General features: G+C 61.0%; 25 protein-coding genes. 4 read left to right on the plus strand and 21 right to left on the minus strand.

The features are described from left to right. Window positions 1-52: 52 nt before the first annotated feature. From fliT to H621_RS0122410, 20 genes are all read right to left on the minus strand, one after another. Window positions 53-349, minus strand: a complete 297-nt coding sequence (gene fliT, locus H621_RS0122320) for a flagellar protein FliT (RefSeq protein WP_028945499.1) — start codon at window positions 347-349, stop codon at window positions 53-55. Between the two features lie 23 nt (window positions 350-372). Then, window positions 373-774: a flagellar export chaperone FliS gene (gene fliS / locus H621_RS0122325; RefSeq protein WP_028945500.1), complete on the minus strand. Its 402-nt coding sequence runs from the start codon at window positions 772-774 to the stop codon at window positions 373-375. A gap of 144 nt (window positions 775-918) precedes the next feature. After that, window positions 919-2,307 carry a flagellar filament capping protein FliD gene (fliD, locus tag H621_RS0122330; RefSeq protein WP_028945501.1) on the minus strand — a complete coding sequence of 463 codons (1,389 nt, stop codon included), beginning with the start codon at window positions 2,305-2,307 and terminating at the stop codon, window positions 919-921. Window positions 2,308-2,389: 82 nt separating this feature from the next. Then, the gene (locus H621_RS0122335) at window positions 2,390-2,737 is read right to left on the minus strand and encodes a flagellar protein FlaG (RefSeq protein WP_028945502.1); all 348 of its coding nucleotides are present in this window, start codon (window positions 2,735-2,737) and stop codon (window positions 2,390-2,392) included. Window positions 2,738-2,810: 73 nt separating this feature from the next. Further along, window positions 2,811-4,265, minus strand: a complete 1,455-nt coding sequence (locus H621_RS0122340) for a flagellin N-terminal helical domain-containing protein (RefSeq protein ID WP_028945503.1) — start codon at window positions 4,263-4,265, stop codon at window positions 2,811-2,813. A gap of 266 nt (window positions 4,266-4,531) precedes the next feature. Beyond that, window positions 4,532-5,473: a ketoacyl-ACP synthase III gene (locus H621_RS0122345; protein ID WP_028945504.1), complete on the minus strand. Its 942-nt coding sequence runs from the start codon at window positions 5,471-5,473 to the stop codon at window positions 4,532-4,534. 283 nt (window positions 5,474-5,756) lie between these two features. Continuing rightward, window positions 5,757-7,322, minus strand: a complete 1,566-nt coding sequence (locus H621_RS0122350) for a flagellar hook-associated protein 3 (protein WP_028945505.1) — start codon at window positions 7,320-7,322, stop codon at window positions 5,757-5,759. A gap of 13 nt (window positions 7,323-7,335) precedes the next feature. After that, window positions 7,336-9,378 carry a flagellar hook-associated protein FlgK gene (gene flgK / locus H621_RS0122355; protein ID WP_028945506.1) on the minus strand — a complete coding sequence of 681 codons (2,043 nt, stop codon included), beginning with the start codon at window positions 9,376-9,378 and terminating at the stop codon, window positions 7,336-7,338. Window positions 9,379-9,388: 10 nt separating this feature from the next. After that, window positions 9,389-10,573 carry a flagellar assembly peptidoglycan hydrolase FlgJ gene (flgJ, locus tag H621_RS0122360; RefSeq protein ID WP_028945507.1) on the minus strand — a complete coding sequence of 395 codons (1,185 nt, stop codon included), beginning with the start codon at window positions 10,571-10,573 and terminating at the stop codon, window positions 9,389-9,391. Window positions 10,574-10,583: 10 nt separating this feature from the next. Then, window positions 10,584-11,693 (minus strand): flagellar basal body P-ring protein FlgI, encoded by a 1,110-nt coding sequence (locus tag H621_RS0122365; RefSeq protein WP_036990311.1) that lies wholly within the window; start codon window positions 11,691-11,693, stop codon window positions 10,584-10,586. A 12-nt stretch (window positions 11,694-11,705) separates the two neighbouring features. Next, window positions 11,706-12,401: a flagellar basal body L-ring protein FlgH gene (gene flgH, locus H621_RS0122370; protein WP_028945509.1), complete on the minus strand. Its 696-nt coding sequence runs from the start codon at window positions 12,399-12,401 to the stop codon at window positions 11,706-11,708. A gap of 54 nt (window positions 12,402-12,455) precedes the next feature. Continuing rightward, the gene (gene flgG, locus H621_RS0122375) at window positions 12,456-13,241 is read right to left on the minus strand and encodes a flagellar basal-body rod protein FlgG (RefSeq protein WP_028945510.1); all 786 of its coding nucleotides are present in this window, start codon (window positions 13,239-13,241) and stop codon (window positions 12,456-12,458) included. 45 nt (window positions 13,242-13,286) lie between these two features. Beyond that, window positions 13,287-14,027 carry a flagellar basal body rod protein FlgF gene (locus H621_RS0122380; RefSeq protein WP_028945511.1) on the minus strand — a complete coding sequence of 247 codons (741 nt, stop codon included), beginning with the start codon at window positions 14,025-14,027 and terminating at the stop codon, window positions 13,287-13,289. Between the two features lie 166 nt (window positions 14,028-14,193). After that, on the minus strand, window positions 14,194-14,376 hold the full coding sequence (locus tag H621_RS28285; protein WP_084168026.1) for a hypothetical protein: 183 nt from the start codon (window positions 14,374-14,376) through the stop codon (window positions 14,194-14,196). 63 nt (window positions 14,377-14,439) lie between these two features. Beyond that, on the minus strand, window positions 14,440-15,759 hold the full coding sequence (gene flgE / locus H621_RS0122385) for a flagellar hook protein FlgE (RefSeq protein ID WP_028945512.1): 1,320 nt from the start codon (window positions 15,757-15,759) through the stop codon (window positions 14,440-14,442). 27 nt (window positions 15,760-15,786) lie between these two features. Further along, window positions 15,787-16,488, minus strand: coding sequence for a flagellar hook assembly protein FlgD (flgD, locus tag H621_RS0122390; protein ID WP_028945513.1), 702 nt, complete (start codon window positions 16,486-16,488; stop codon window positions 15,787-15,789). Between the two features lie 13 nt (window positions 16,489-16,501). Further along, the gene (gene flgC, locus H621_RS0122395) at window positions 16,502-16,945 is read right to left on the minus strand and encodes a flagellar basal body rod protein FlgC (protein WP_028945514.1); all 444 of its coding nucleotides are present in this window, start codon (window positions 16,943-16,945) and stop codon (window positions 16,502-16,504) included. Window positions 16,946-16,948: 3 nt separating this feature from the next. Beyond that, window positions 16,949-17,356, minus strand: coding sequence for a flagellar basal body rod protein FlgB (flgB, locus tag H621_RS0122400; RefSeq protein ID WP_028945515.1), 408 nt, complete (start codon window positions 17,354-17,356; stop codon window positions 16,949-16,951). Between the two features lie 256 nt (window positions 17,357-17,612). After that, entirely contained in the window at window positions 17,613-18,440 is an 828-nt protein-coding gene (cheR, locus tag H621_RS0122405) for a protein-glutamate O-methyltransferase CheR (RefSeq protein ID WP_028945516.1), read from the minus strand. 50 nt (window positions 18,441-18,490) lie between these two features. Then, on the minus strand, window positions 18,491-19,420 hold the full coding sequence (locus H621_RS0122410) for a chemotaxis protein CheV (RefSeq protein ID WP_028945517.1): 930 nt from the start codon (window positions 19,418-19,420) through the stop codon (window positions 18,491-18,493). A gap of 68 nt (window positions 19,421-19,488) precedes the next feature. Here H621_RS0122410 and flgA point away from each other — a divergent pair, with 68 nt between their 5' ends. From flgA to H621_RS0122430, 4 genes are all read left to right on the plus strand, one after another. Beyond that, window positions 19,489-20,241 (plus strand): flagellar basal body P-ring formation chaperone FlgA, encoded by a 753-nt coding sequence (flgA, locus tag H621_RS0122415; RefSeq protein WP_028945518.1) that lies wholly within the window; start codon window positions 19,489-19,491, stop codon window positions 20,239-20,241. Window positions 20,242-20,409: 168 nt separating this feature from the next. Next, entirely contained in the window at window positions 20,410-20,727 is a 318-nt protein-coding gene (gene flgM / locus H621_RS0122420) for a flagellar biosynthesis anti-sigma factor FlgM (RefSeq protein WP_028945519.1), read from the plus strand. A gap of 45 nt (window positions 20,728-20,772) precedes the next feature. Next, window positions 20,773-21,240, plus strand: a complete 468-nt coding sequence (locus tag H621_RS0122425; RefSeq protein WP_028945520.1) for a flagella synthesis protein FlgN — start codon at window positions 20,773-20,775, stop codon at window positions 21,238-21,240. 81 nt (window positions 21,241-21,321) lie between these two features. Then, complete coding sequence (locus tag H621_RS0122430) at window positions 21,322-22,065, plus strand: flagellar brake protein (protein ID WP_028945521.1); 744 nt, start codon at window positions 21,322-21,324, stop codon at window positions 22,063-22,065. A gap of 67 nt (window positions 22,066-22,132) precedes the next feature. On the opposite strand, the gene H621_RS0122435 is transcribed toward H621_RS0122430, so the two are convergent. Then, a complete protein-coding gene (locus H621_RS0122435) occupies window positions 22,133-23,455 on the minus strand; it encodes an MFS transporter (RefSeq protein ID WP_028945522.1) in 1,323 nt (440 codons plus the stop codon). Window positions 23,456-23,481 lie beyond the last annotated feature (26 nt).

The raw sequence follows: 23,481 nt of genomic DNA on the forward strand, positions 1-23,481 counted from the left end.
AAAAGCGGGCACAGTCAAATTTATGGCGCCCCTAATTCAGCTCGGCGCAATATTAGCTGAATAGTTGATACACTTTTGAAGCATTTTTGGACTGATTGATCTGGGTCATTTCATTGGCGATTGCCTGGCGCTCGCCGATGGTCACGTCCAGCAATTCACGGTAGACCTGCAGCAACCCTTCCAGCTTTTCACGCACCACCGCCTCGTCCATCGCCTCCTCGTTGAGCATCTCATCGATGCACGAGCGGCAGGTCTCGTCCAGTTTGCCGATGGCTTCCCAGTTGCGCTCGCTCAGCGCGCTCAGCAGCGCGTTGCGGGTATCGTCCATTCGTTGCAGTGCGTGACTCATGGCATCATCCTCGGCCGACCGGCCTATTCAACAGGGGCAGCGGCAGCGATCTCGTCCCAGCCACTTTTCACGGTGATCAGCAGGCGCGCCACTTCATCGATGATTTCGGCATCGTTGTCGACGTTGGCCTGCATCAGGCGATTGGTCATGTAGACGTACAGGCTGTCCAGACGCTCGACGTAGGCTGGGTCATCGCTCTTGCTGGCATCGAGGCCATCGCGCAGGCCGATGATGATATCGATGGCCTTGCCCAGCATCAGACCCTTCTCGGCGATGTCACCACGGGCCATGGCGCCTTTGGCCTGGGCCATGCGGTCCAGGCCGCCTTCCATCAGCATCTGCACCAGGCGATGGGGCGTGGCCTCGGAGATCTGAGCATGGGAATTGACCTTCTGGTACTGACGAAGGGCTCTCATGGGGTTCATGTTGCTACCTCGTAACAGGCAAAACTGCATTAGGTGGATTAACCAGCGTATCGGCGGGCGCTGGCAAAACTTTACCCGCCCTGTTCAAGCACAAAGCCCGGGTGGCACAAAGGCCAACCCGGGCTTGCTTGTCGCTACGCCGAATCACTCGTTCTTGCTGCGCGCGTTCAGGGCGTTGAGGGTGGTCATCACGCTGTTGCTCTGGGCGCGCAACTGGGCGACCAGCGAGTCCATGGCGTTGTACTTGTCCTGCAGACTCTTCTGCAAGGCGGTCATGCGCTCGTCCAACGAGTCTTGCTGTTTCTTCAGGTCGTTCAGATTTTCGGTCAGCGATTTGCTGCGTTCGGCCAGCGTGCCGGTTGTGGCCTTGGCGTAATCGTCAGTGACCTTGGTCATGCGCGCCAGCAAACCATCCTTGCCGTTGAAGATACTGGAGATATCTGCGGCATTGGTCGCTACGGCCTTGTCCCACTTCTTGTCGTCCAGGCTCAACAAGCCGCCGTCCTGCGAAGACGTGACGCCGAATGCCGCCAGGGACTTCATGGTGCCATTGCCCGAGAGCACATTGAGTTCGCTCCGGATCGAGGACATCAAGGTACGCATCGTGGCATCACCGGTCAGTGCGCCAGCAATAGGCTGACCATCGGCCCCCATAGTGACCTTGGTCTCAGTGTTGATGACCTTTATCAGAGCGTTGTAGGTATCGATAAAACCTTTGACGCCAGACTTGAGCGCTGCGGGGCTGGTACTCAATGACAGCACCGTCGGATTGAGTTCACCCGTGGTGGCGTTTTTCCCGGATACGCCGGTCAACTTGATATTCAGCCCACTCACAGCGTCAGAGATGTTATTGGTCTTGGACTCCATGTCGATGCCGTCGATGCTGTACTTGGCATTCTTCGGCTCATCGACCACGGTGTAACCGGTGTCGATGCCCGAGTTGCCCGACATCGTCAGGTCAGAGCCCTCGCCCATGGTGGTCGAGGTCAGTACCAGGCGCGAGCCATTGGCGTCGGTGAGGATGTTGGCGCTCAGGCCCGAGGTACCGAACTGAGTGTTGATGCTGTCGCGCACCTGCTGCAGGGTCGCGCCCGGCGGCACACTCAGGTCGTAGTGCTTACCAGCCTGCGAAATGGTCAGGGTGGTCGGGGTCGTCCCGGCATTGACTACCGAACTGGTACCACCGGCGTATACCTTGGTGGACAACTTGGAAGCACTGGCCATTTGAGTGACCAGCAAGGTGAAGCTGCCCGTCGACGCACCTGCTGCCGAGGTGAACGTCGCTACTTTTTCGTCGGAAGAGGTAAGGCTCAGGCCGGCGAAGCTGTTATCCGTACCCATGCTCGCCAACGCGCCTCGGAAGGCATCCAGGGCTGCCTGGATCTTGCCGATGGAAGACAATGTGGTGGTCGCCTTCAGTGTCTGGGTATTGATCTGTGCCTGCTTGGGCGCGCGCTCGGCGTCAACCAGGGACTTCACAATGGCCTGGGTATCGATGTCCGAACCGATACCGCTGACTGTTGTACCCGCCATCATTGTGCTCCTTGTTCAGTGGCTGCCACTTTCTTGACGAACGGCGTCGCAAAGTTCAGGCAGCAACAAAATTCATGCCAGCTCAGGCCTTGTCGGTAAACAACAGGCTGCCGGCTTCGCTGAGGCTTTGCGCCAGTTTCAGCGCGGTTTCCGACGGAATCTGGCGAATCACGTCACCCGACTCGGTGGCGATGACCTTGACCACAACCCGGCCGGTGGAATCATCGAGGGCGAAATCCAGCTTGCGCTGGCTGGCCTGGACGAATTCGCGAATATCCTTCACCGCTTTTTCCAGCTCGTCGCGCTTGGGCTCCGCCACAGGCGCTACCGCCTCCAGGGCCTTGGCACGCGCAGCCGGCTCGTTGTTCGGCGTAGCGTTCTGGGGCACGACCGGCTGATAAGTCAGGTTCAACTTGACGCTCATGTCCATGTCCGGACTCCTTATCACGAAAAAACGGAAGGGCACGTAAACGCGCCCTTCCGTTATTTACCAGGCGCCGATATTACTGAAGCAGCTTCAGTACAGCGGATGGCAGCTGGTTGGCTTGCGACAGGATCGAGGTCGAAGCCGACTGCAGGGTCTGTTGCTTGGTCAGCTCGGCAGTTTCAGCCGCGAAGTCCACGTCCTGCACGGTGGAGCGTGCAGCGGTGGAGTTCTTCTGGATGTTCTGCAGGTTGTCGACGGTGGTGGTCAGACGGTTCTGGGTAGCACCCAGGTTCGAACGCACGTCGTCGATCGAGCCGATGGCCTTGTCGATAACTGCCAGGGCGTTCTGAGCCAGGGCGGCGTCCGTGACGTTGGTGTCAGCGATGGTGGTTTTCTTGGAGGTGGCTGCAGTGGCGGTAGCATCACCGAACAGACCCTTCACGCCATCGCCAGTCAGCGAGTAACCCTTAGCCGAATCCAGCGACACTTGACCAGTAACGATCAGGTCGGTTGTAGCCAATGCAGTGCCGCCGGCAGTTGGGTATTCGCCGTCGCCGTCTTTAGCCGAAACCTTAATGCCTGCTTGAGCACCAGCATCGGTAGCGCTGAATTTCAGGTTTTCGCCGGTATCGGACTTAACCGACAGCGATCCGCCGTTGGATTCGTCGTAGTTGACGCTGATACCCAGTTTGGCAGCGTTAGACTTCAACTGATCAGCGAGGCCCGCGGTATCGGTGACACCAACAAACTCAACTTTCTGACCACCTACTTCCAAAGTGAAGTTTGCAGACTTAGTGGTAGATCCAGTAATTGCAGTGCTATCTACTTCGAACTTGACCTCAGTGCTGGCAGTTGCCGAAAGGCCACCTACGGCGCCGTTCAGCAGAGCTGCGGTGGTCTTCGCCGAAGAACCTTCTTTGATGGTCACAGTTTCCGACTGGCCGTTACCGGTCACGACGATGTCACCACCAGCTACACCTTTATCGGTAGGGGTGATCGCAACGCTCTTGACCTGCTGCGAACCAATGTTGTTTGCAGCAACGTTGTCCAGGGTCAGGTTGATGGTTTCGTTAGCGTTCGCGCCAACCTGAATGGCCTTGGTGCCGTAGGAACCGTCCAGCAGCTTCTGGCCACCGAAGGTGGTGGTCTGGGAGATACGGGTCAGTTCGGCAGTCAGCGCCTGGTATTCGTCGTTGTTCGACTTGCGGTCTTCGGCGCTCAGGGAGCCAGTAGCCGAGGACAGGGCCAGGGTACGCATTTTCTGCAGGATGTCGGTCGACGCCTGCATTGCGCCTTCAGCGGTCTGGGCAATGGAGATACCGTCGTTGGCGTTCTTGACCGCTTGGCCCAGGCCGTTGATCTGGCTGGTCAGGCGGTTGGAGATCTGCAGGCCGGCAGCGTCGTCTTTGGCGCTGTTGATACGCAGGCCGGAGGACAGGCGCTGCATCGAGGTTGCCAGAGCGTTGCCAGCCTTGTTCAGGTTGCCCTGAGTGGTGATCGACGCAATGTTGGAGTTTACGGTTAATGCCATGACGAAATCCTCGTTGGATGGATACTGCGGCTTCCGGCCCTGGCAACCGCCGGGTGTGGCCTAGAGAACCTTCGTAATGGTTATCGTCGTGAACGCAGGTTGCTTGAGGGGTTTTTTCAAATTTTTTACTAGCACCGTGCCACCCCCTTGCAATTCAAGGCCTTAGGCACCGTAAAAATCGTGCATTCGCGGTAATTTTGACGCCAATAAAAAACGCCCATGACGTTTCGGTCATGGGCGTTTTTGTGTACGGCACTACGTAAAAGTTACGCGCGATAAAGAATCGCCGAACCCCACGACAGGCCAACACCAAAGCCGCTGATGGCAACGCGCTTCCAGGCGCCATCGAGCATGTGCTTCTCCAGCAGCAGGGGCACGCTGGACGACACGGTGTTGCCGGTTTCGAGCATGTCCTTGACGAACTTGTCCTTCACCGTCGACTCCGGGTCCTCTTCAAAGCGCCGGGCCACGGCATCGACGATGGCCGCACTGCCCTGGTGGATGCAGAAAGCGTCGATATCCGCCGCGCTCAGCCCCGAGGCATCGAGCAGCTCGTGCAGGTGCGCGGGCACCTTGACCAAGGCGAAGTTGAACACCTGGCGGCCGTTCATGAAGAAGTTGCCGTCGGTAATCTTCAGGTGCGCCGCACCGGAGCCGTCGGTACCAAAACGCGCCTGGCCCAGTTGCCAGGTAGCATCCTCGCCCATCCAGGTGGCGGTGGCGGCGTCACCGAACAGCATGGTGGTGTTGCGGTCTTCCGGATCGACGATCTTCGAGTACGGGTCGGCGGTGATCAGCAGGCCGTTCTTCAGGCCTGCGGCCTCCATGAAGCCCTTGATCGCATACAGGCCGTACACGTAGCCCGAGCAGCCCAGCGACACGTCAAAGGCCGCCACGCGGGTCGACAGGCCCAGTTTGTCCTGGACGATGGCAGCCGTGTGGGGCAAGCCTTCTTCGTCACCATTCTGGGTGACCACGATCAGCGCATCGATGGCCTGCGGATCAAGGCCGGGGTTGTTGGCAAACAGGGCCTTGGCCGCCTCTACACAGAGGTCGGAGGTTTCTTGCTCGTCTGCCTTGCGCGGCAGAAAGGTCGAGCCGATCTTGCCGAAGATGAACGCTTCATCCTTGCCGAATTTCGCACCCTGGGCGTAGTTGTCCAGGCCAGCGGTGGGCACGTAACTCGCGATACTTTTTATGCCAATCATTCTGGCTTCCCAATCAAAACTTCAAAGACTGCCGCTCGCAGAACTGAGGGCGCCAAAAACCGGGTGCACCACCCCTGGGTGGCACATGGCAGCGTTGTTGCCGGGTCCTGCACACAAAAAAAACGGCAACAAATTCTTGCAAATGCCACCGATAGAATACAGGGAAGATGCCCGATTTGACTCATTGGTCACACTCAATTGTCTAAGCGGTAGCGACGCTCATCACAACAGGCATAAAAAACCCCGGCAGGCATGACTGCCGGCCGGGGTTGTCGGGGCTGCCTCAGAGCTTGTTGAACAGGCTCAGCGACGACAGGCGCGAGAATGCCAGCTGCGAGGCCTCCAACATGGCCTGCTGCAAGGTCAGGGCGATGGCTGCCGTGGACATGTCGGTATTGCCGATCGCGCTCTGGGTGCTCTTGTTGGCCAGCGACAGGCTGGTGTTTTCCTGGGTCTGGATTTCCAACGAGTTGCCGCGCGCACCGATCGAGCCACGGGTGATGTCGATGCGCTCGCGCGCACTGGCCAGGTTGGCAATGCCCGAGGCTACCGCTTGCTTGAGGGCGAATTCGGACGCGTTGTCAGTGACCGGCTTGTCCAGTGCCGCGCGCAGCTGACCCAGGGTGTCAAGAACGTTCTGGGTCTTGTGGGCGTTGGCCGTGACCGCAAACTGATCGCCCGCCTTTGGCGCACCATCGAGTTCGTAGGTGACGCCGGCGACGGTCAGCGAATTACCCGCGACGGCACCTTTGGCAATAGGTTTGCTGTCGGCGCTGTAAGGCTGGGCGTACAGGGCAAATTCGCTGTCGCTGGTGAACTTGATGACGGCACCGTCGCTCGGGAAGGTGCTGCGATAGGCCTCGGCATCACTGATGCTGCTACCGGTGACTTGCGCGGTGGACGGGTTGCCGGCGCCGCGGGTTGTGGTCAGCGTGTCGGGACGCGCCTGCAGGCTGAACACGTGCCCGGCCACGGCGGTGTCGGGATCGTCGCCCTCCTTGAGGTTGACGTCGATCTCGAACTCGACTCCGCGCAGGGCGATGCGGTTGCCGCCCTCGGTGCTGCTGTCGAAAACACCGTTGGTGGGCGTCTCGCTGGTGATGTCCTTGCCGTTGGCATCGGTGATGCTGTACTGGGTGGCGCTGGTAAAGGTCAGCTTGTAGGGCTGGCCACTGGCAAAGCCGCCGTCGTTGTAGGTGTTGACCGAGCTCACCAGCCCCTGGGACACGCCAACACGACCGTCGTCCACCGCAGGCGCCTGCAAAGTGGATTCGGTACGGGCCTTGTTGATGGCCTGGTCGAACACGCTGTAGCCGCTGTCATTGGTGGCCAGGTGCAAGGTATCGGAAACCTGCAGGCTGAGCTGGGTCTGGTCACCGTGATAGCTGTAGGTGCCATCGCTGTTGCGCACGTAGGGTGGCGACGAGGTCTTGGAGCCGCCAAACATGTAGTTGCCGTTGGCATCGCGGGAATTGAGCAGGCCAAATACGTTGGCCTCGATCTCCTTCAGCTCGCTGCTGATCGAAGTGCGGTCGGCATCGCTCAAGCTGCTGCCACCGGCACGAATGGCCAGTTCACTGGCACGCTGCATGGCTTCGTTAATGGTCGAGAGCACGCTCTCTTCCTGCAGCAACGCGTTATTCACCGTGGTCATGTTGGCACTGTACTGCCCCAGCAGCGCTTGTTGCTGCTGCAGTAGCAACAAGCGGGCAGCGCCAACCGGATCATCTGCCGCCGTCTGGATACGGATACCCGACGACACTTGCTCCTGGGTCTTGGCCGCGTCGGAGAAATTCTTCGAGTAGCTGGTGGCGCTGGTCTCATAGAACTGAGCAGTGGAAATACGCACGATCGGCTACTCCTTACAAGGCGTTGATCAAGGTGCTGAAGGTTTCTTGCGCGGTCTTGATGATCTGCGACGACGCGGTGTAGTAGTGCTGGAACTTGACCAGGCTGGCCGCCTCGTCATCCAGGTTGACCCCGGACACCGACGCGCGGCTAGCCTTGGCCGAATCGAGCACGGCGCCGCTGGCGGTGGTGTCGATCTTGGCCTGGGCGGCCTTGGCACCGACGCGTTCGACCAGCGAGGCATAGGCGGAGGTAAAGCTGATGCCGCCACCGGAGCCGGTACCGACCGTGGACTGGGTTTGCAGGCCCAACAGCGCCTTGGCGTTACGGTTGTCGGACTTACCGTCAGCGTTGAAGCCCAGGGTGAAGCTGTCGTTTGCCGAGGGGCTGCCAGCGATGGTGGTCTCTACCTTGAAGGTACGTGGATTGCCGCTGGCATCGAGCATTGGATTGCCGGCGGCATCGCGCATCGGCACATTGATGGCCAGGTCATTGTCCTGGCCCGGCACGATATTGCCGGCAGAAATCTCGCCGCCCTTCGCGTCGAAGATCTTATAGCTTTGCGTGCCACCACTGGCCTCGCCAAACACCACTCGCACGGGCATCGAGTGCTTGATCGCCTCCTGCAGTTGCGCCTGCTCGGCACCGCCGTAGATATCCAGGCGCTCGCCCAGGCTCGGCTGGGTGATGGTGCCGGTACCGCCGTTGCCGCTACCGGCGGTGGCACTGATGGGGCCGGCGAAGGCCAGCTTGTTGGCGTCGGTCAGTACGGTGTTGATGCTGCCGGCGGCGGCGCGGGTCGGGATCACCTTGAAGCTGTCGCCTGCGGCCAGGCCGCCACCGTTGAGCTTGAGGCTGAAGCCGTCGATCACCGGCGCTGGGTCGGCATCCAGGTCGAAGTTGCCCATCTCGGTGCCGTCGGAGCGGCGCACGGTGTATTGCTTGTCGCTGGTGAACTTGACCTCGTAGTCGTAGGTGGTCAAGGCACCGCTGTCGGCGATGGTCACATCCAGGTTGCCGGAGCCTGCGCTGTTGCTCGAGGCCGCCAGGCTGCGCTGGCTGATTGCGGTAATGCTGTTGATGCTGGAGAACAGGCCGCTGCCGAACTGACCGTTGGCATCCAGGCCCTGGCCCAGCTGGCTGTTGATGCTGTCGGCAACCACCAGGGCCACACGCCCCAGCTCGTTGATCGACGGCGCGAGCACGTCGTTGCGATAGCGCAGCAAGCCGCCGATCTGCCCGCCGGTGACCACCGAGGTGACGTCGGAGCTGAAGGTCTGGTAGTTGATCTGCAGGCTGTACTGGCTCTTGTCGGTACTGCCAGGGGCAACCGACAGGGTGTTGGCGCTATTACCGGTAACCAGCGACTGGCCGGTGCCCAGGTAAACGTCAAGGTTGCCGTCACGCTCCTGCACGGTCACCCCCACCAGCTCATTGAGCGAGCGTACCGCTTCGTTGCGCGCATCGATCAGGTTGTTGGGGGTGTTGCCCGAGGCCGACAACTGCGCGATCTGCTTGTTGTACTCGGCGATATTGGAGCTGAGCTTGTTGACCTGGCCACTCAAGGTCTCGAGCTGGGAGTTGATGCTGTCGTTCTGTTGGCTCATCTGCGAGGAGATGGCGTTGAAACGGTTGCTCAGGGTCTGCGCCTGGGTCAGCAGCAACTGGCGCGAAGCGACGTCACCCGGGGTTGCCGAGGCGGTCTGCAGGGCCGAGAAGAATGCCGTGAGCACCGAGCTGATACCGGTGTTGCTGTCGGCCAGCAGCTTGTCGACGCTGGTGATCTGATCCTGGAACGCGGCGGCGTCGGTGTTCAACGAAGTGGCGGTCTGCAGCTGGTTGTCCAGGTAACCGTTATAGATACGTCGAACATCCGAGAGCGTGGTGCCGGTACCGATAAAGCCGACGCCAATGTTCTGCATGCCGCCGGTGGTCTGCACCGCTTGCTGACGCGAGTAGCCCGAGGTCCCGGCGTTGGCAATGTTATTGGAGGTGACCGATAACGCTGCCTGGCTGGCGTTCAGGCCGCTCAGCCCGATCGAGATCAGATTCGACATACTTCAATCCTTATAGATTCGTGGTACCGCCAGCCATGGCGTATTGCTGGGTTGGCTGCAACTGCCGGGCAATGCTGATGATCTTGCGCGCGTAGTCAGGGTCAGTGGCGTAGCCGGCCTTTTGCAGCTCTTTGGCAAACTGCTCCGGGTTATCGGCAGCGCTGACCGCATCTTTATAGCGACTGTTGTTCTGCAACAGGCTTACCAGGTCGTGGAAGCTGTCTTGGTACGAATCGTAGGAGCGGAACGCCGCCGTCTCCTTGACGAACTGGCCATCACGAAACTCGCTGGTGATCGCCCTCGCCTCTGCCCCCTGCCAATTGCCGGTGGCCTTGATGCCGAACAGGTTGTGGCTGCTGGAGCCATCGGCCTGGCGCATGACCGACTTGCCCCAGCCGGTTTCCAGGGCGGCCTGGGCCACCAGGTAGCGCGGATCGATACCAATGCGCTTGGCAGCCTCTTCGGCCATCGGCAGCATGGTCGCGACGAATTCATCCGAGGAGCTGAACGCGCGCTTGGCGGGCGCCAGCGGCGGCTGGGCCACGGCGCGGCCGTAGATGCGCATCTCGCCCGGTGCGGCAAAGGCGGTCGCCGGTTCCCAGTCACCCTTGGCCACGGCATCGCCGACCAGGTTCGTGCGCCCCGGAATCGGCGCGGTATTGGTGGCGCCAGCGGATGGCACCAGCCCGGCCAGCAAGCGGTCGGTGAGCTTGCCCGGCAAGGCCAGGCGGCGCGAGTTGAGCGCGGCCACATCGTTGCGCGCAGCGACGTCGCCCGAGCGCTCGGCCACGCCAACGGCGGTGGCGCCCAGCGCACGCGGCTGAATATCGAAGCGCGGGAACGGGCTGCTGCTCACCGATGCCGCTTTCTGCTTGGCCAGCTGGCGCATCAGTACATCCTGCAAACCGATACCACCGCCCTCGCGGGACATGCTCACCGCCAGCTGCTGGTCGTACATCTGCTGGTACTGCTTGGTGGTCTCGGTGTTGAGCGGGTTGTCCTTGGCCAGGACGTCGCTGGCCGAACGCATCGACTTGAGCATCTCGTTGAGGAACAGCGACTCGAATTCCTGTGCCACCTTGCGCAGGTTGGCCTCGCTGTCGCGGTCACCGACCTTCAGCGAGTTGAGGCGGTTGAGGTCGGTGTAGGCCCCGCTGTCAGCCATAGCGGCGACTGAAACTTTCGGCATGTCCATGGCCCGGCCCTCAAATCACGATCAGGTCGGCCTGCAAGGCGCCGGCCTGTTTCAGGGCTTCGAGGATCGCCATCAAGTCACTGGGGGCTGCGCCCACCTGGTTCACTGCACGGACGATTTCATCCAGCGTGGTGCCCGGGCCGAACTTGAACATCGGTTTGGCTTCCTGCTCGGCGTTCACGCGCGAGCGCGGCACCACAGCCGTCTGGCCATTGGAGAACGCCCCCGGCTGACTGACGATCGGGTCTTCGGTGATGGTCACGGTCAGGCTGCCGTGGGTCACCGCTGCCGGCGACACCTTGACGTTCTGGCCGATGACGATAGTGCCGGTACGCGAATTGATGATGACCTTGGCAACCGCCTGACCCGGATCGATTTCGAGGTTCTCCAGGATCGACAGGTAATCCACGCGCTGGCTGGGGTCGAGCGGCGCACTGACACGCACCGAACCGCCGTCCAGTGCCTGGGCCACACCCGGGCCAAGCAGTTCGTTGACCTTGTCGACGATGCGCTTGGCGGTGGTGAAGTCAGGGCGATTGAGGTTGAGGGTCAGGCTGTTGCCCTGGTTGAAGCCACTGGGCACGGCACGCTCTACGCTGGCACCACCGGGAATACGACCGGCCGACGGCACGTTGACGGTGATCTTGGAGCCGTCGCGACCCTCGGCATCGAAGCCGCCCACCACCAGATTGCCCTGGGCGATGGCATAGACGTTGCCATCGATACCCTTGAGCGGGGTCATCAACAGGCTACCGCCGCGCAGGCTCTTGGAGTTACCGATCGAAGACACGGTCACGTCCACCACCTGGCCCGGCTTGGCAAACGCCGGCAAATCGGCATGGATCGACACCGCCGCGACGTTTTTCAGCTGCACGTTGCCCGATCCCGGCGGTACCTTGATGCCGAACTGCGAGAGCATGTTGTTGAAGGTCTGCAGGGTGAACGGCGTCTGGGTGGTCTGGTCACCCGTGCCATTGAGCCCGACCACCAGGCCGTAGCCGATCAGCTGGTTGGTACGCACGCCGGAAATGCTGGCGATGTCCTTCAGGCGTTCAGCCTGCACCGCAAACGCGGCAGACATCAGGAACACGGCGGCAATCAGCTGCTTGAAGTTGAACATGGTCATCGGAACCTAGAAAGGCCAGAGCGGGCTGATGAAGAAACGGTCGAGCCAACCTGGCTGACTGGCGTCGGCAAACGAGCCGGTTCCCGAATAGGTGATGCGCGCATCGGCTACCCGGGTCGATGGCACGGTGTTGTCGGTGGCGATGTCGTCGGCGCGGATCATGCCGGCAATGCGCACCAGTTCATCACCGGTGTTGAGCGTCAGCCACTTCTCGCCACGCACGGCAATGATGCCGTTGGGCAGCACGTCGGCGACGGTCACAGTGATCGAGCCGGTCAGGCTGTTGCCCTGCCCCGCCTTGCTGTCACCCTTGGTCGCACGGTCGCCGCTGTAGCCGGCACTCAGGCTCAGGTCGCCACTGCCGAACGGGTTGTTGGTGGTCGCGCTCGAGCCGAACAGCGAGGTCAGGCCGATATCGGCCTTGCTGTTCTTGGCGATCTGCGAGTTGGCGTTCTTGCTCGCCTGGGTGCGCTCGTTGAGGGTAATGGTGATGATGTCACCGACCCGGAACGCCTTGCGGTCGCTGTACAGGTTCTGCTCGAAACCGGCCTGGTAGATCGAGCCGTTGTTCGCCGCTGCCGGCAGGGGGGTACGCGGCAATACCGGCGCGTAGTACGGATCGTTGGGCTTTGGCGGCGGCGCAACGCAGCCGGCCAGGACGGTGATCCCACTCAGGGCAAGCACGGAAAACAAACGACTCATGACGCTGACCTCACGGTGTAACAAGCGCTGTTCAAGCGACCTCGAAGACTTCACTTACAGGTTCTGGGTAACGAACGAGAGCATCTGGTCGGCGGTGGAAATGACCTTGGAGTTCATCTCATACGCACGCTGGGTGGTGATCATGTTCACCAGCTCTTCCACGGTGCTGACGTTGGAGTTTTCCAGGGTTTGCTGCTGGACCACACCGATGCCGTTCAGGCCCGGCGTACCGACCTGTGGCGCGCCGCTGGCAGCGGTTTCCAGGAACAGGTTGCCACCCACCGCCTGCAAGCCGGCCGGGTTGATGAAGTCGGCGGTCTGGATGTTGCCGATCACCTGGGCGGCCGGGTTGCCGGCAGTGGTGATCGAGACGGTACCGTCACGGCCCACGGTGAAGGTTTGCGCTTCTGGCGGCACGACGATGGCCGGCTCCAGGGCGAAGCCGCTGGCAGTGACGATCTGGCCGTCGGAGTTCAGGTGGAAGGTACCGTCACGGGTATAGGAGAGCGTGCCGTCGGGCTGCAGGATCTGGAAGAAACCGCGGCCGTCGATGGCCATGTCCAGCGGGTTCTCGGTGGTCTGCAGGCTGCCGGCGGTGAAGCTCTTCTGGGTGCCGACGATGCGTACACCGGTACCCAGTTGCAGGCCCGAAGGCAGCTCGCTGTCCTGGGTCGACTGGGCACCCGGCTGGCGGCGGGTCTGGTAGAGCAGGTCCTGGAATTCGGCGCGATCACGCTTGAAGCCGGTGGTCGAGACGTTGGCCAGGTTGTTGGAAATGGTGGTCAGGTTCATGTCCTGGGCGGACAGACCGGTTTTACTCACCCAAAGAGCCGGAAGCATGCTGTTCTCCTCGTGCGCCTGTTTTACGGCGCTACGTCTGTGTAATTAGCCGATTTGCAAAACACGAGCCATGGCTTCATCGCCTTCCTTGGCCGCGGTCATCATTTTGATGTGCAGTTCGAATTGACGAGACAGGGCCAGCACCGACGTCATTTCTTCGACGGCGTTGACGTTGCTGTTCTCAAGGAAACCCGACACCAGCTTGACGTTGGCATCGGCCGCCGCCGGCTGGCCAGTGGTGGTGTGGATCAGACCGTCCAGCCCCTTGGTCATGGACTTGAGGTCGGGATTGACCATCTTGATCCGGTCGACTTCGGCCATCACCTGCGGCCCCTCGCCCAGGGCGCGAATGCTGATGGTGCCGTCTTCACCGACCTCGATCTTCTGCTCCGGCGGCACGGCAATCGGCCCGCCATTGCCCATGACCGGCATACCGTTGCCGGCACGCAGCACGCCCAGGGCATCGATGTTCATGCTCGCGGTGCGCACGTAGGCTTCGCTGCCATCGGGGGCCTGCACGGCAATCCAGCCGTCGCCACCCACGGCAACGTCCAGGTCACGGCCGGTTTCCAGCAGTGAGCCCGGGGTGAAGTCGGTTGCCGGGCGCTCGGTCATGGCATAGGCGCGCGCCGGAAAGCTGTCACCGAACACCGGCATCGAGCGCGCCTGCTCCAGGTCACGCTGAAAACCGCTGGTAGAAATGTTCGCCAGGTTGTTGGCATGGGCCTTCTGCGCCAGCGCGTTCTGGCTGGCGCCGGTCATGGCCACATAAAGCATCTTGTCCACAGGATCTCCTCTGCGCGAAACCTTGCCGCGCTGCCACCTTGGCAAGCGTTAAAGCAATTATCGAACCAGAATGACAAAAGCCCCGTATTCCGGGGCTTTTGACGTTATACATGGCGATGCGCCGTCAGTTTGTCGGCGATCTGTTGCCGCCTGCGGCAAGGGTGCTCTACCGAGGGCGGCAACCGGCGTTGTTGTAAGGGCCGGAGTGACGAACCCAGGCATCGCCGGGATCGATTTGCGCGCACATGTAGCGGCCGGTGGCCTTGCTCTGCCACTGATACCAGGAGGCGGGGGCTGCTTGTGCGGTGACGGCGAGTATCAGTGCCGTTATCAGGGTCCAGCGTTTCATTCCACCTCCCAGCCTGACACCCCTCGTAGCCGCTACCGCCAGGCTGCGGCTACATCCCAGCTATCAGGTCATCTGAATGATGGTCTGCATGATGGTGCTTTCGGTGGAGATGGTCTTGGCATTCGCCTGGTAGTTGCTCTGCGCCTTGATCAGGTTGACCAGCTCGCCGGTCAGGTCGACGTTGGAGTCTTCCAGGGAGCCACCATAGATCTTGCCCAGGGTGCCGGTGTTCGGCTCACCCACCACCGGAACGCCAGAGCCGTAGGACTCTTTCCACGCCGTGCCACCTACCGGCGTCAGGCCCTGGGCGTTGGCAAAGTTGGCCATTGCCACCTGGCCGATCACCTTGTCCTGGCCGTTGGTGAAGTTGGCAAACAGGTTGCCGCTCTGGTCGACGGTCAGGCCCGCCAGCTCACCAGTGGCATAGCCATCCTGGCTTTTCGCCGAGGTGGCGGAAGCAGCGTTGTACTGGGTGGTCGCCAGCATATCCAGGGTCACGCCACCGGTCTTGGCAACGGAGCCATTGGCAACCCAGTTGCCGGCGGCGTTCTTCTCGGCCGGCACCCAGCCATCGAGCTGGAAGGTCTTGTTCTCGGCGATGGTCAGGCCACCGGGAACAGCGCCCGCGGCCATTGCTGCAGTGTCCAGGGTACCGTCGGACTTGAACGGCAGCTTGTTGACCAGCGGCGTGGCCTGCGACGGGTCGGCCGGATTGCGGCCATCGACGGTGGTGTACATGGTCCAGGAGTTGCTGGCCGAATCCTTGACGAAATACTGGTTCAGCTGGTGCGCATTGCCCTGGCTGTCGAATACGTCGGTGTTGAAGGTGTAGTTGTAGCTACCCACTTCGGTCGGCGAGAACGGGGTGATCTTCGGCTCAGTGGAGCTGGAGTTCAGGTTGAGGGTCTCGTTGATGCGGCCGGTCGGGTTGGGCGACAGGTTCGAGGTGTCGATCTTCAGGTCGACGAGTGCGCCCGGAATGATCTTGCCGTCGGCATCCACGCCATAACCCTGCAGGTTGGCACCCTGGGCGTTGACGACGTAACCCTCTTTGTCGCTGTAGAACGCACCGGCACGGGTGTAGATCCGCGAGCCGTTGTCGTTCATGGCGAAGAAGCCGCTGCCGTCGATGGCCAGGTCCAGGCTCTGGCCGGTACCGGTGAAGTTGCCCTGGGTGAACATCTGCGAGATTGCCGCAGTGGTCACGCCGCTACCCATGGCGGTCTTGCCACTGGTGCCCCGGATGGACGAGGCGTACTGGTCGGCGAATTCTGCGCGCGACGATTTGAAGCCGGTGGTGGCAACGTTGGCGATGTTGTTGCCGGTAACGCCCAGGGCCTTGTTTGCCGCATAAAGCCCGCTAAGGCCGATATTGAAAGACATATGCTCACTCCTGCCGCGTTATCGGCCCTAGATTCCAATCGATTGAATTTTCGACAGCGCGATGCTGCCAAGACCGGCCAGGTTCAACATCATTTCCGAACCGTTGCTGCCCATGGTCACGCTGCTGACCGACGCCGGCAGGTTGGTGGTCATGGTGGTGGCGACGCCCTCGATGGTGCCGGAGGCCTTGAAGGTGTATGTACCCGCAGGTGCCACTTCGCCGTCGCTGTCTTTGCCGTCCCAGGTGAAGTCCACCTGGCCGCCCTTCTGGCTGCCCAGGTCGAGTGTGCGCACCAGCTCACCGTCACTGTCGTAGATGCCGACGGTGGTCACGGTGCTGGACGAGGTCAGGTTGACCGAGCCTTTCATGTCCTTGCTGGTATCGACGACCGACTTGTCGGTCTGCACCATCACATTGCGCCCGACCAGCGAGGAAGCCTGCAGGGCAATGGACGACAGGAAGGCACCACCAATGGTACTGACCGAGCTGTTGAGCGACTCGATACCTTCCAGGCTGCTGAACTGCGCCAACTGGGCGACGAACTCGCCGTTTTCCTGTGGATCCAGCGGGTTCTGGTGCTTCATCTGGGTGACTAGCAGCTGCAGGAATGCATCCTTGCCCAGGGCGCTGCCGGCGGTGCCGGTTTTACTGTTGCCGCTGCCCTCCTGCTTTTGCAGGGACTGCAGCACCGAGTTGCTGACGTTGTTGACCGAATCGGTTGTGCTCATGCTGATGCTCCTATCACTGACCCAGGGTCAGTACTTTCTGCATCATGGTCTTGGCCGTGTTCATCAACTCGGCATTGGTCTGGAACGAGCGACTGGCAGAGATCATGTCGGCCATTTCCTCGACCACGTTGACGTTCGGGTAATACACGTAACCGTCCTTGTTCGCCGCCGGATGATTGGGCTCGTAGCGCGCCTCGAGATTGCTCTGATCTTCGACTACACCGAGCACCTGCACGCCCTGGCCGGCCTCGCCCTGATCCTGGAACAGCGACTGGCTGACGCCGCCCTGGGCCTGCTGGAAGGTGGTGGCGAATACCGGGTGACGAGCACGGTAGGTCTGGTCGATGCTCGAGGACACGGTCTCGGCGTTGGCGATGTTCGAAGCGACGGTGTTCAGACGCGTGGTCTGGGCACTCATGCCGCTACCGGCAATGTTGAAAACACTGGCGAGGGACATGACTTACTCTCCGCGCAGGGCCGATACCAGCCCTTTGAATTTACTGTTGAGCAGCGTGAAGCTGGCCTGGAAGCCCACGGCGTTTTCGGCATAGCTCGATTGTTCGAGCTGGGCGTCGACGGTGTTCTGGTCGATCGACGGCTGCATGGGCGTGCGGTACTGCAGGGTTTCGTCACCCATGCTCAGGCCTTCGGCCTCGATGTGCCGGCTGTTGGTCCGGTCCAGGGCAAAGTGGCCGCTCTTGGCCTTCTGGCTTTCGGCGGCCAGCACCGAGGCGAAGTCCAGGTCACGCGCCTTGTAGTTGGGCGTGTCGGCGTTGGCGATGTTGTTGGCCAGCACTTCGGCACGCTGGGCGCGAAAGCCCAGTGCTTTTTCGTGAATGCCGAGCGCTTTGTCGAAGCTGATGCTCATGTCGGGGAAACCTTCGAAGGTTGACCGGATAGATCGTTGGCAGAGCTAGAGCAAGAGCCATGCCAAAAAACAAAACCCCGTAAATACGGGGTTTCGAGAGGGTATTGAGAGCGGCAATGCCAGAAAAGCGGCAAAGGCTTTCCGCCGGAGCGGCAATTTGATGGCGGCCTGTAGGGGCGGCAGTGCGACGTGACAGTGGGATCGCTATCGCGGGGCAAGCCCGCCAAGCCTGTGCAAGACAGCTGCCCCCACGAGGTTACTTGGCCTGGTAGATGATCCCCGGGCTGCACTGGACCATCTGGTAATGCTCCGGCAATCCGTTCAGCGCTTCGGACGCACCCAGGAACAGATAGCCGCCTGGCTTGAGGGTGCTGTGAATGCGCAAGAGGATGTCTTTCTTGACCTGGGCCGAGAAGTAGATCAGCACGTTGCGACAGAACACGATGTCGAACTTGCCCAGGCTTGCGTAGCTGTCGAGCAGGTTGAAGGAGCGAAACTCCACACGGCTGCGAATCGGCGCCTTCACCGCCCAGCGTCCCGGCGACTTCACGTCGAAGTAGCGCTGCAACCGCTCCTGGGACAAGCCACGGGCAATCGCCAGGCTGTCGTACTCGCCCGACTTGCAGTTGCTCAGCATGGTTCCAGACAAGTCGGTGGCCACGATCTGCGCCCCCATCTTCAACTGGCCAATGTTGCTGCGCTCGAACTCGTCGATGGCCATGGAGATCGAGTACGGCTCCTGCCCCGAGGAGCAGGCCGCCGACCAGATGCGCAGGCGCTGGCCGGGGTTGGCCTTGATCTGCTCGGGCAGGACTTTGTTCTTGAGCACTTCGAACGGGTAGGTGTCGCGAAACCACAGGGTTTCGTTGGTGGTCATGGCATCCACCACCTGCTCGCGCAAGCCACTGCGCGGCTGGCTCTGAATGCGCTGCACCAGTTCGGTCAGGGACTTGATGCCCTGCTGCTCCATCAGCTTGTTGAGACGGCTGGAGACCAGGTACTGCTTATTTTCGCCCAGCAGGATGCCACAGGCTTTTTCCAGGAAGACCCGGAACTGTTCGAAATCCAAATTACCCGTAGACAATGATGCCGCCTCTTAAATCGTGTGAACCGCCAGGGGCAAAGCCCTGGCCGTTAGTGCGTAGCCTTGATGCGATCGACGACACGTTGAGCGAGGTCGTCGGGCTTGAACTTGGCCAGAAAGTCATCGGCCCCGACCTTCTTGACCATCGCCTGGTTGAATACCCCGGAAAGCGAAGTATGCAGGATGATGTGCAGTTTTTGCATGCGCGGGTCGTTGCGGATCTCCGCGGTCAGGGTATAGCCGTCCATTTCCGGCATCTCGATATCGGAGATCATCATCAGGAACTCTTCTTCCGGACGCTTGCCCTCATCCACCAGCCTGCGCAGGTAATCGAGTGCCTGGCGACCATCGTTGAGCGCCACCACCTCGACCCCCACCGTTTGCAGGCAACGACTGACCTGCTTGCGCGCCACCGATGAATCATCGACCGTCAGCACCCGCAACATCACCGCCTTGTCCTGCACCTCGGCATCGACCACGCCCGCAGAGATCGCCTCGGAGGTCGGCGCCACTTCGGCAAGGACCTTCTCCACGTCGATGATCTCGACCATCTTGTTGTCGACCCGCGTCACGGCGGTCAGGTAATGATCGCGACCAGTGCCCTTGGGTGGCGGATGAATCTCTTCCCAGTTCATGTTGACGATGCGCTCCACCGAGTGCACCAGAAAGCCTTGGGTCTTGGTGTTGTACTCCGTGATGATCACGAAGCTCTTGCTGGTTTCTTCCCGCAGGCCGGGCATGCCGGTCGCCATCGCCAGATCGAGGATCGGAATGGTTGCCCCACGGATATTGGCAACGCCGCGCACCACCGGGTTTGACTTGGGCAGTACCGTGAGGGGTGGGCATTGCAGCACCTCCCGCACCTTGAACACGTTGATCCCGTAGAGCTGATCCCCATTCAGTCGAAACAGCAGCAGCTCAAGGCGATTCTGCCCCACCAGCTGCGTGCGCTGGTTCACCGAATCCATTACACCTGCCATGCCAGACTCCTTCACCCTACGCTTCGAGCCTCGTACCCAATCGGCACGCGCTTTGCTATTTGAATTTCATGAACATGAAAACGACATTTTCCCGACGCCTGACCCGCCACCTGCCCGGCATCCTTGCTGTGCTGTGCCTGGTGGCGCCAGGTGGACGAACCCTGGCTGACGCTTTCACCTTGCCTGAACAGCTTATCGGTGTCACCCAAGGGTTTCTTGAGTTCACCGTTGAAGATTATCTGGCCAGCAGCCAGACCGAAGGCCGCTACGAAATCCAGGTCAACACCCTCGATCCACGCTTGCGCATGCCGCTGTGCGACCAGCAACTGGACGCCAATCTGGAGAGCCCTGCGCAGCCGCTGGGGCGCGTCACCGTGCGGGTTCGCTGCAATGGCAGCTCCCCGTGGACGGTGTTCGTGCCGGCTCAGGTACGTCTTTTTCGCGAGGTGGTGACAGTGGCGCGGCCGCTCAAGCGCGAAAGCATTGTCGGCGAACAGGATGTCGGCCTGCGCGAACGCGACGTAGGGCTGCTCAACCAGGGTTTCCTGACCAGCCTGGACCAGGCGGTCGGCTTGAAAGTTATCCGACCAACGGTCATGGATCAGGTACTGACACCTCAACACCTTGAACAGGCCGAGGTGATCCGCAAGGGCGACCAGGTGGTCATCACCGCCCGCAGCGGCACCCTCAGCGTGCGCATGCCGGGCGAGGCCCTGGTCAAGGGCAGCCTGAGCGAGCAGATTCGGGTGCGCAATCTCAATTCCAAACGCGTGGTCAAGGCCAGGGTCACAGGCCCAGGCCAGGTGGAAGTTGCTATGTAGGCCCATGAACAGTGAACAACCCTGGCGGTCGGGAACCGCTTTTCCTAAACTGTGTCCCATTGGGTGCCAAGAACCTGCCGCGCACGTTGCCCTGCAATTGCGCCTAAAGTTTTTTTCGGGTTGGCCGAAAACAAGGCAAGCGTCCAAATACCCAGAGGTTTTCTGATCATGGTCATCGACTTCAGTCGTTTGAATAACTCCCCGTCGGTTGGCACCGCCGGGCGCACTGGCAACAGCCAGGAAAGCGCCGCCAATGCCGCCCCGGCCAAGGCCGACACGGCGGCCCAAGCCAGCGCCAGCGGGGAAACCGTACACCTGAGCCACGAGGCCCAGCAGTTGCAAAAGGTCAGCGAACAGCTGCGCGAACAACCTGTTGTCAACAGCGCCCGGGTGGCCGAGTTGAAAAAGGCCATCGCCGACGGCAGCTACCAGGTCGACAGCAACCGCGTCGCCAGCAAACTGCTTAATTTCGAAGCCCAGCGCTAGCCCCTGGCGCGCTGACTTCAGGACGCTAGAACCCAAGAGCCAGCCATGCACGACACTACTCTGCTGAAACTGATCGAAGACGACATTGCTCCAGCGCAACAACTGCTCGAATTGTTGCAGACCGAGGCGATTGCACTGCACGGTCGCGACATGCCACTGCTGGAAAACCTCCTGGCACGCAAGCAGTCGCTGGTGATCCTGCTCGATCAGCAAGGCCGGCGGCGTAGTGAGTTGCTCGCAAGCCTGGGCCTGAGCCAGGACCGCCAGGGCGTCGAGCAACTGGCCGCCCAGTCTCACCTGGGTGAAACCCTGCTGCAGCGACTGGACCTGTTGGGCAAGCTGCTTGCAGACTGCCAGGCCATCAACGAACGCAATGGCCTGTCGATCCAGATCCAGCAAAAGACCACGGCCAACCAGATCAGGATCCTCATGGGCGGCGAATCACCGACGCTCTACGACAGCCGCGGCTCGACCTCGCCCCTCGCCAAGCCACGGGCTCTGAGCCAGGCTTGATTCCTCTGTATCAAGGCACGGAACATACTGGCAAAATGCCGTAACTTGCGTGTGTCGTTTTTGCCTGGAGATTGATTACCCGTGTTCAATGAAGCTGAAGCTCCGCAGCCTCCGAAGGTGCTCACCACCCCTTTGGAAATTGCCGCCAACCTGCGGTCGCTGCTAGAGAGCCATGACCCGCTGATCATCACCTTTCACGAACGCAGCCAGCGCTTTCAGAGCTACGTGGTCGAAGTCGACCGCGAAGGCAATCGCCTGGCCTTTGATGAAATGATCCCCCGCGACGGCGAACGCTTTCTTGAGAATGACGAGCCTTTCCGCGTCGAAGGCTTTCACGATGGCGTGCGCATTGCCTGGGAGTGCAACACCCCGCTGACCATCAGCGAGGTCGATGGCCACCGCTGCTACCGCGGCGCACTGCCCACCGAGGTCGCCTATCACCAGCGCCGCAATGCCTTCCGTGCGGCGCTGAAGTTGTCACAACTGGTCGATGTCAAGCTCGACGGCGACAAGCTCAAGGGCAAGGGCGAACTCAAGGGCAAGCTGCTGGATATCTCGGCGACCGGCTGCAAGCTGCGCTTTGACGGCAACATCGAAGAGCGCCTGCAACTGGGCCAGGTGTACGAGAAATTTGCTACGGGAGCGCCGCTGGGGCTGTCGCAGGTTGAGGTGGAGCTGCGCCACCTGCACTTCGAAGAGCGCCTGAACGCGACCTTTGCCGGGGTACGCTTTCACAACCTGAACGGGCCGATGCAGCGCAAGGTCGAGACCTTCGTCTATCAGCTGCAGCGTGAGGCGCGGCGCTTCGATAAAGACGATTACTGATCGGTAAACCATCGCGGGGCAAGCCCGCTCCTACCATCCGTAGGAGCGGGCTTGCCCCGCGATTGCATCACACCGTTTTATCCGGCTGAGCCTCAGGCTCTCCTTCCTCCCCCTCGGTATCTTCAGCCGCCACCGGCGCCTGCATTTGATCCTGTACCACCTGTTCATCCACCCGCGGGTCAAGGGCTGCCGACAAGGGCGAGCCTGCCGCCGGCATCGCCACGTGGTGCAGCGGCGCATCGTCGACCTGATGCAAGCCGGTGACCGCCTTCGGTCGAATCCGCCACACCAGCACCAGCGCGAAGAACACAAAGAACGCGTAGAGCATCTGCGTGCCGAACAGCTTCATCAGTACACCCGCCGCCAATGGCCCGATGCTGGCGCCCACGCCGTAGGTCACGAGCAGCATGGCGGTCAGCGATACCCGCCGCTCACTTTCCACATGGTCGTTGGAAAATGCCACCGCCAACGGGTACAGGCTGAACTGCAGGAGGGACACGGCAAAACCGGCACCGAACAACACCACCAGCGGCACCGTCGGCATGATTGCCAAGGGCAAAGCAGTCACCACCAGGCCGATGGCAACACAACGAATCAACAAGGCACGGTCATAACGGTCCGACAACCAACCCAGCGGGTATTGCACCAGCAGGCCGGCAAAAATACAGCAGCCCATGTACAGGCCGATCTGCTCGGTACTGAGCCCCTGCTTGGCGGCGTACAACGGCGCCAGGCCATAGAAGGAGCCGACGATCAGACCGGACCCGAGCACGGTACTCAATGATTGCGGCACCCGCTTGATAAAGAACCGCGGCTCCATCGGCGCCGGGCGCAACGGCGCCGGGTGAATGCGCCGGGTCAGCGCGACAGGCACCAGGCACAAGGCAAAGCACATGGCGACCAGCATCAGCAGCTCGAGCCCCAATTGCGGATGCGCAACCAGAATCAGCTGACCCAGCACCAGGCCCAGGTAAGAGAAGATCATGTAGCCGCTGAACACCGCGCCCCGCTGCTTGGCATCGGCCTGCTCGTTGAGCCAGCTTTCAATGACCATGTATTGGCACATCATGCCCAGGCCCACGATCACCCGCAAAAACAACCAGGCGGGCAACCAGCTGACCAGGCCGTGGCCCAGTACCGCCGCACCGACGATCCCGGCACAGGTGGCGTACGCGCGAATGTGCCCCACCCGGGCAATCAACCGGTGGCCGATCTTGCCGCCCAGGGCCAGGCCGAAATAGTTGGCCGCCATCAAGGCACCCACCCACAGACTGTCGACGTGATCGGCAGCCAGCCTCAAGGTCAGGTAGGTACTCAACAAGCCGGAGCCGATCAACATCATCAGCGCAGCGAAATACAGCGCGCGAAAAGACTTCCAGATCTGTCGCATCAGCGTCCCTAACGGCCCCTTGAACA

The organism is Pseudomonas vranovensis DSM 16006 (genome assembly GCF_000425805.1).
GTDB classification, from domain to species: domain Bacteria; phylum Pseudomonadota; class Gammaproteobacteria; order Pseudomonadales; family Pseudomonadaceae; genus Aquipseudomonas; species Aquipseudomonas vranovensis.

Coding starts and splice junctions, on each gene's coding strand:
- fliT (WP_028945499.1), bottom strand. CDS start 349: ATGAGTCACGCACTGCAACGAATGGACGATACCCGCAACGCGCTGCTG.
- fliS (WP_028945500.1), bottom strand. CDS start 774: ATGAACCCCATGAGAGCCCTTCGTCAGTACCAGAAGGTCAATTCCCAT.
- fliD (WP_028945501.1), bottom strand. CDS start 2,307: ATGGCGGGTACAACAGTCAGCGGTATCGGTTCGGACATCGATACCCAG.
- H621_RS0122335 (WP_028945502.1), bottom strand. CDS start 2,737: ATGGACATGAGCGTCAAGTTGAACCTGACTTATCAGCCGGTCGTGCCC.
- H621_RS0122340 (WP_028945503.1), bottom strand. CDS start 4,265: ATGGCATTAACCGTAAACTCCAACATTGCGTCGATCACCACTCAGGGC.
- H621_RS0122345 (WP_028945504.1), bottom strand. CDS start 5,473: ATGATTGGCATAAAAAGTATCGCGAGTTACGTGCCCACCGCTGGCCTG.
- flgK (WP_028945506.1), bottom strand. CDS start 9,378: ATGTCGAATCTGATCTCGATCGGGCTGAGCGGCCTGAACGCCAGCCAG.
- flgJ (WP_028945507.1), bottom strand. CDS start 10,573: ATGGACATGCCGAAAGTTTCAGTCGCCGCTATGGCTGACAGCGGGGCC.
- H621_RS0122365 (WP_036990311.1), bottom strand. CDS start 11,693: ATGTTCAACTTCAAGCAGCTGATTGCCGCCGTGTTCCTGATGTCTGCC.
- flgH (WP_028945509.1), bottom strand. CDS start 12,401: ATGAGTCGTTTGTTTTCCGTGCTTGCCCTGAGTGGGATCACCGTCCTG.
- flgG (WP_028945510.1), bottom strand. CDS start 13,241: ATGCTTCCGGCTCTTTGGGTGAGTAAAACCGGTCTGTCCGCCCAGGAC.
- H621_RS28285 (WP_084168026.1), bottom strand. CDS start 14,376: ATGAAACGCTGGACCCTGATAACGGCACTGATACTCGCCGTCACCGCA.
- flgE (WP_028945512.1), bottom strand. CDS start 15,759: ATGTCTTTCAATATCGGCCTTAGCGGGCTTTATGCGGCAAACAAGGCC.
- flgD (WP_028945513.1), bottom strand. CDS start 16,488: ATGAGCACAACCGATTCGGTCAACAACGTCAGCAACTCGGTGCTGCAG.
- flgC (WP_028945514.1), bottom strand. CDS start 16,945: ATGTCCCTCGCCAGTGTTTTCAACATTGCCGGTAGCGGCATGAGTGCC.
- flgB (WP_028945515.1), bottom strand. CDS start 17,356: ATGAGCATCAGCTTCGACAAAGCGCTCGGCATTCACGAAAAAGCACTG.
- H621_RS0122410 (WP_028945517.1), bottom strand. CDS start 19,420: ATGGCAGGTGTAATGGATTCGGTGAACCAGCGCACGCAGCTGGTGGGG.
- flgA (WP_028945518.1), top strand. CDS start 19,489: ATGAACATGAAAACGACATTTTCCCGACGCCTGACCCGCCACCTGCCC.
- flgM (WP_028945519.1), top strand. CDS start 20,410: ATGGTCATCGACTTCAGTCGTTTGAATAACTCCCCGTCGGTTGGCACC.
- H621_RS0122425 (WP_028945520.1), top strand. CDS start 20,773: ATGCACGACACTACTCTGCTGAAACTGATCGAAGACGACATTGCTCCA.
- H621_RS0122435 (WP_028945522.1), bottom strand. CDS start 23,455: ATGCGACAGATCTGGAAGTCTTTTCGCGCGCTGTATTTCGCTGCGCTG.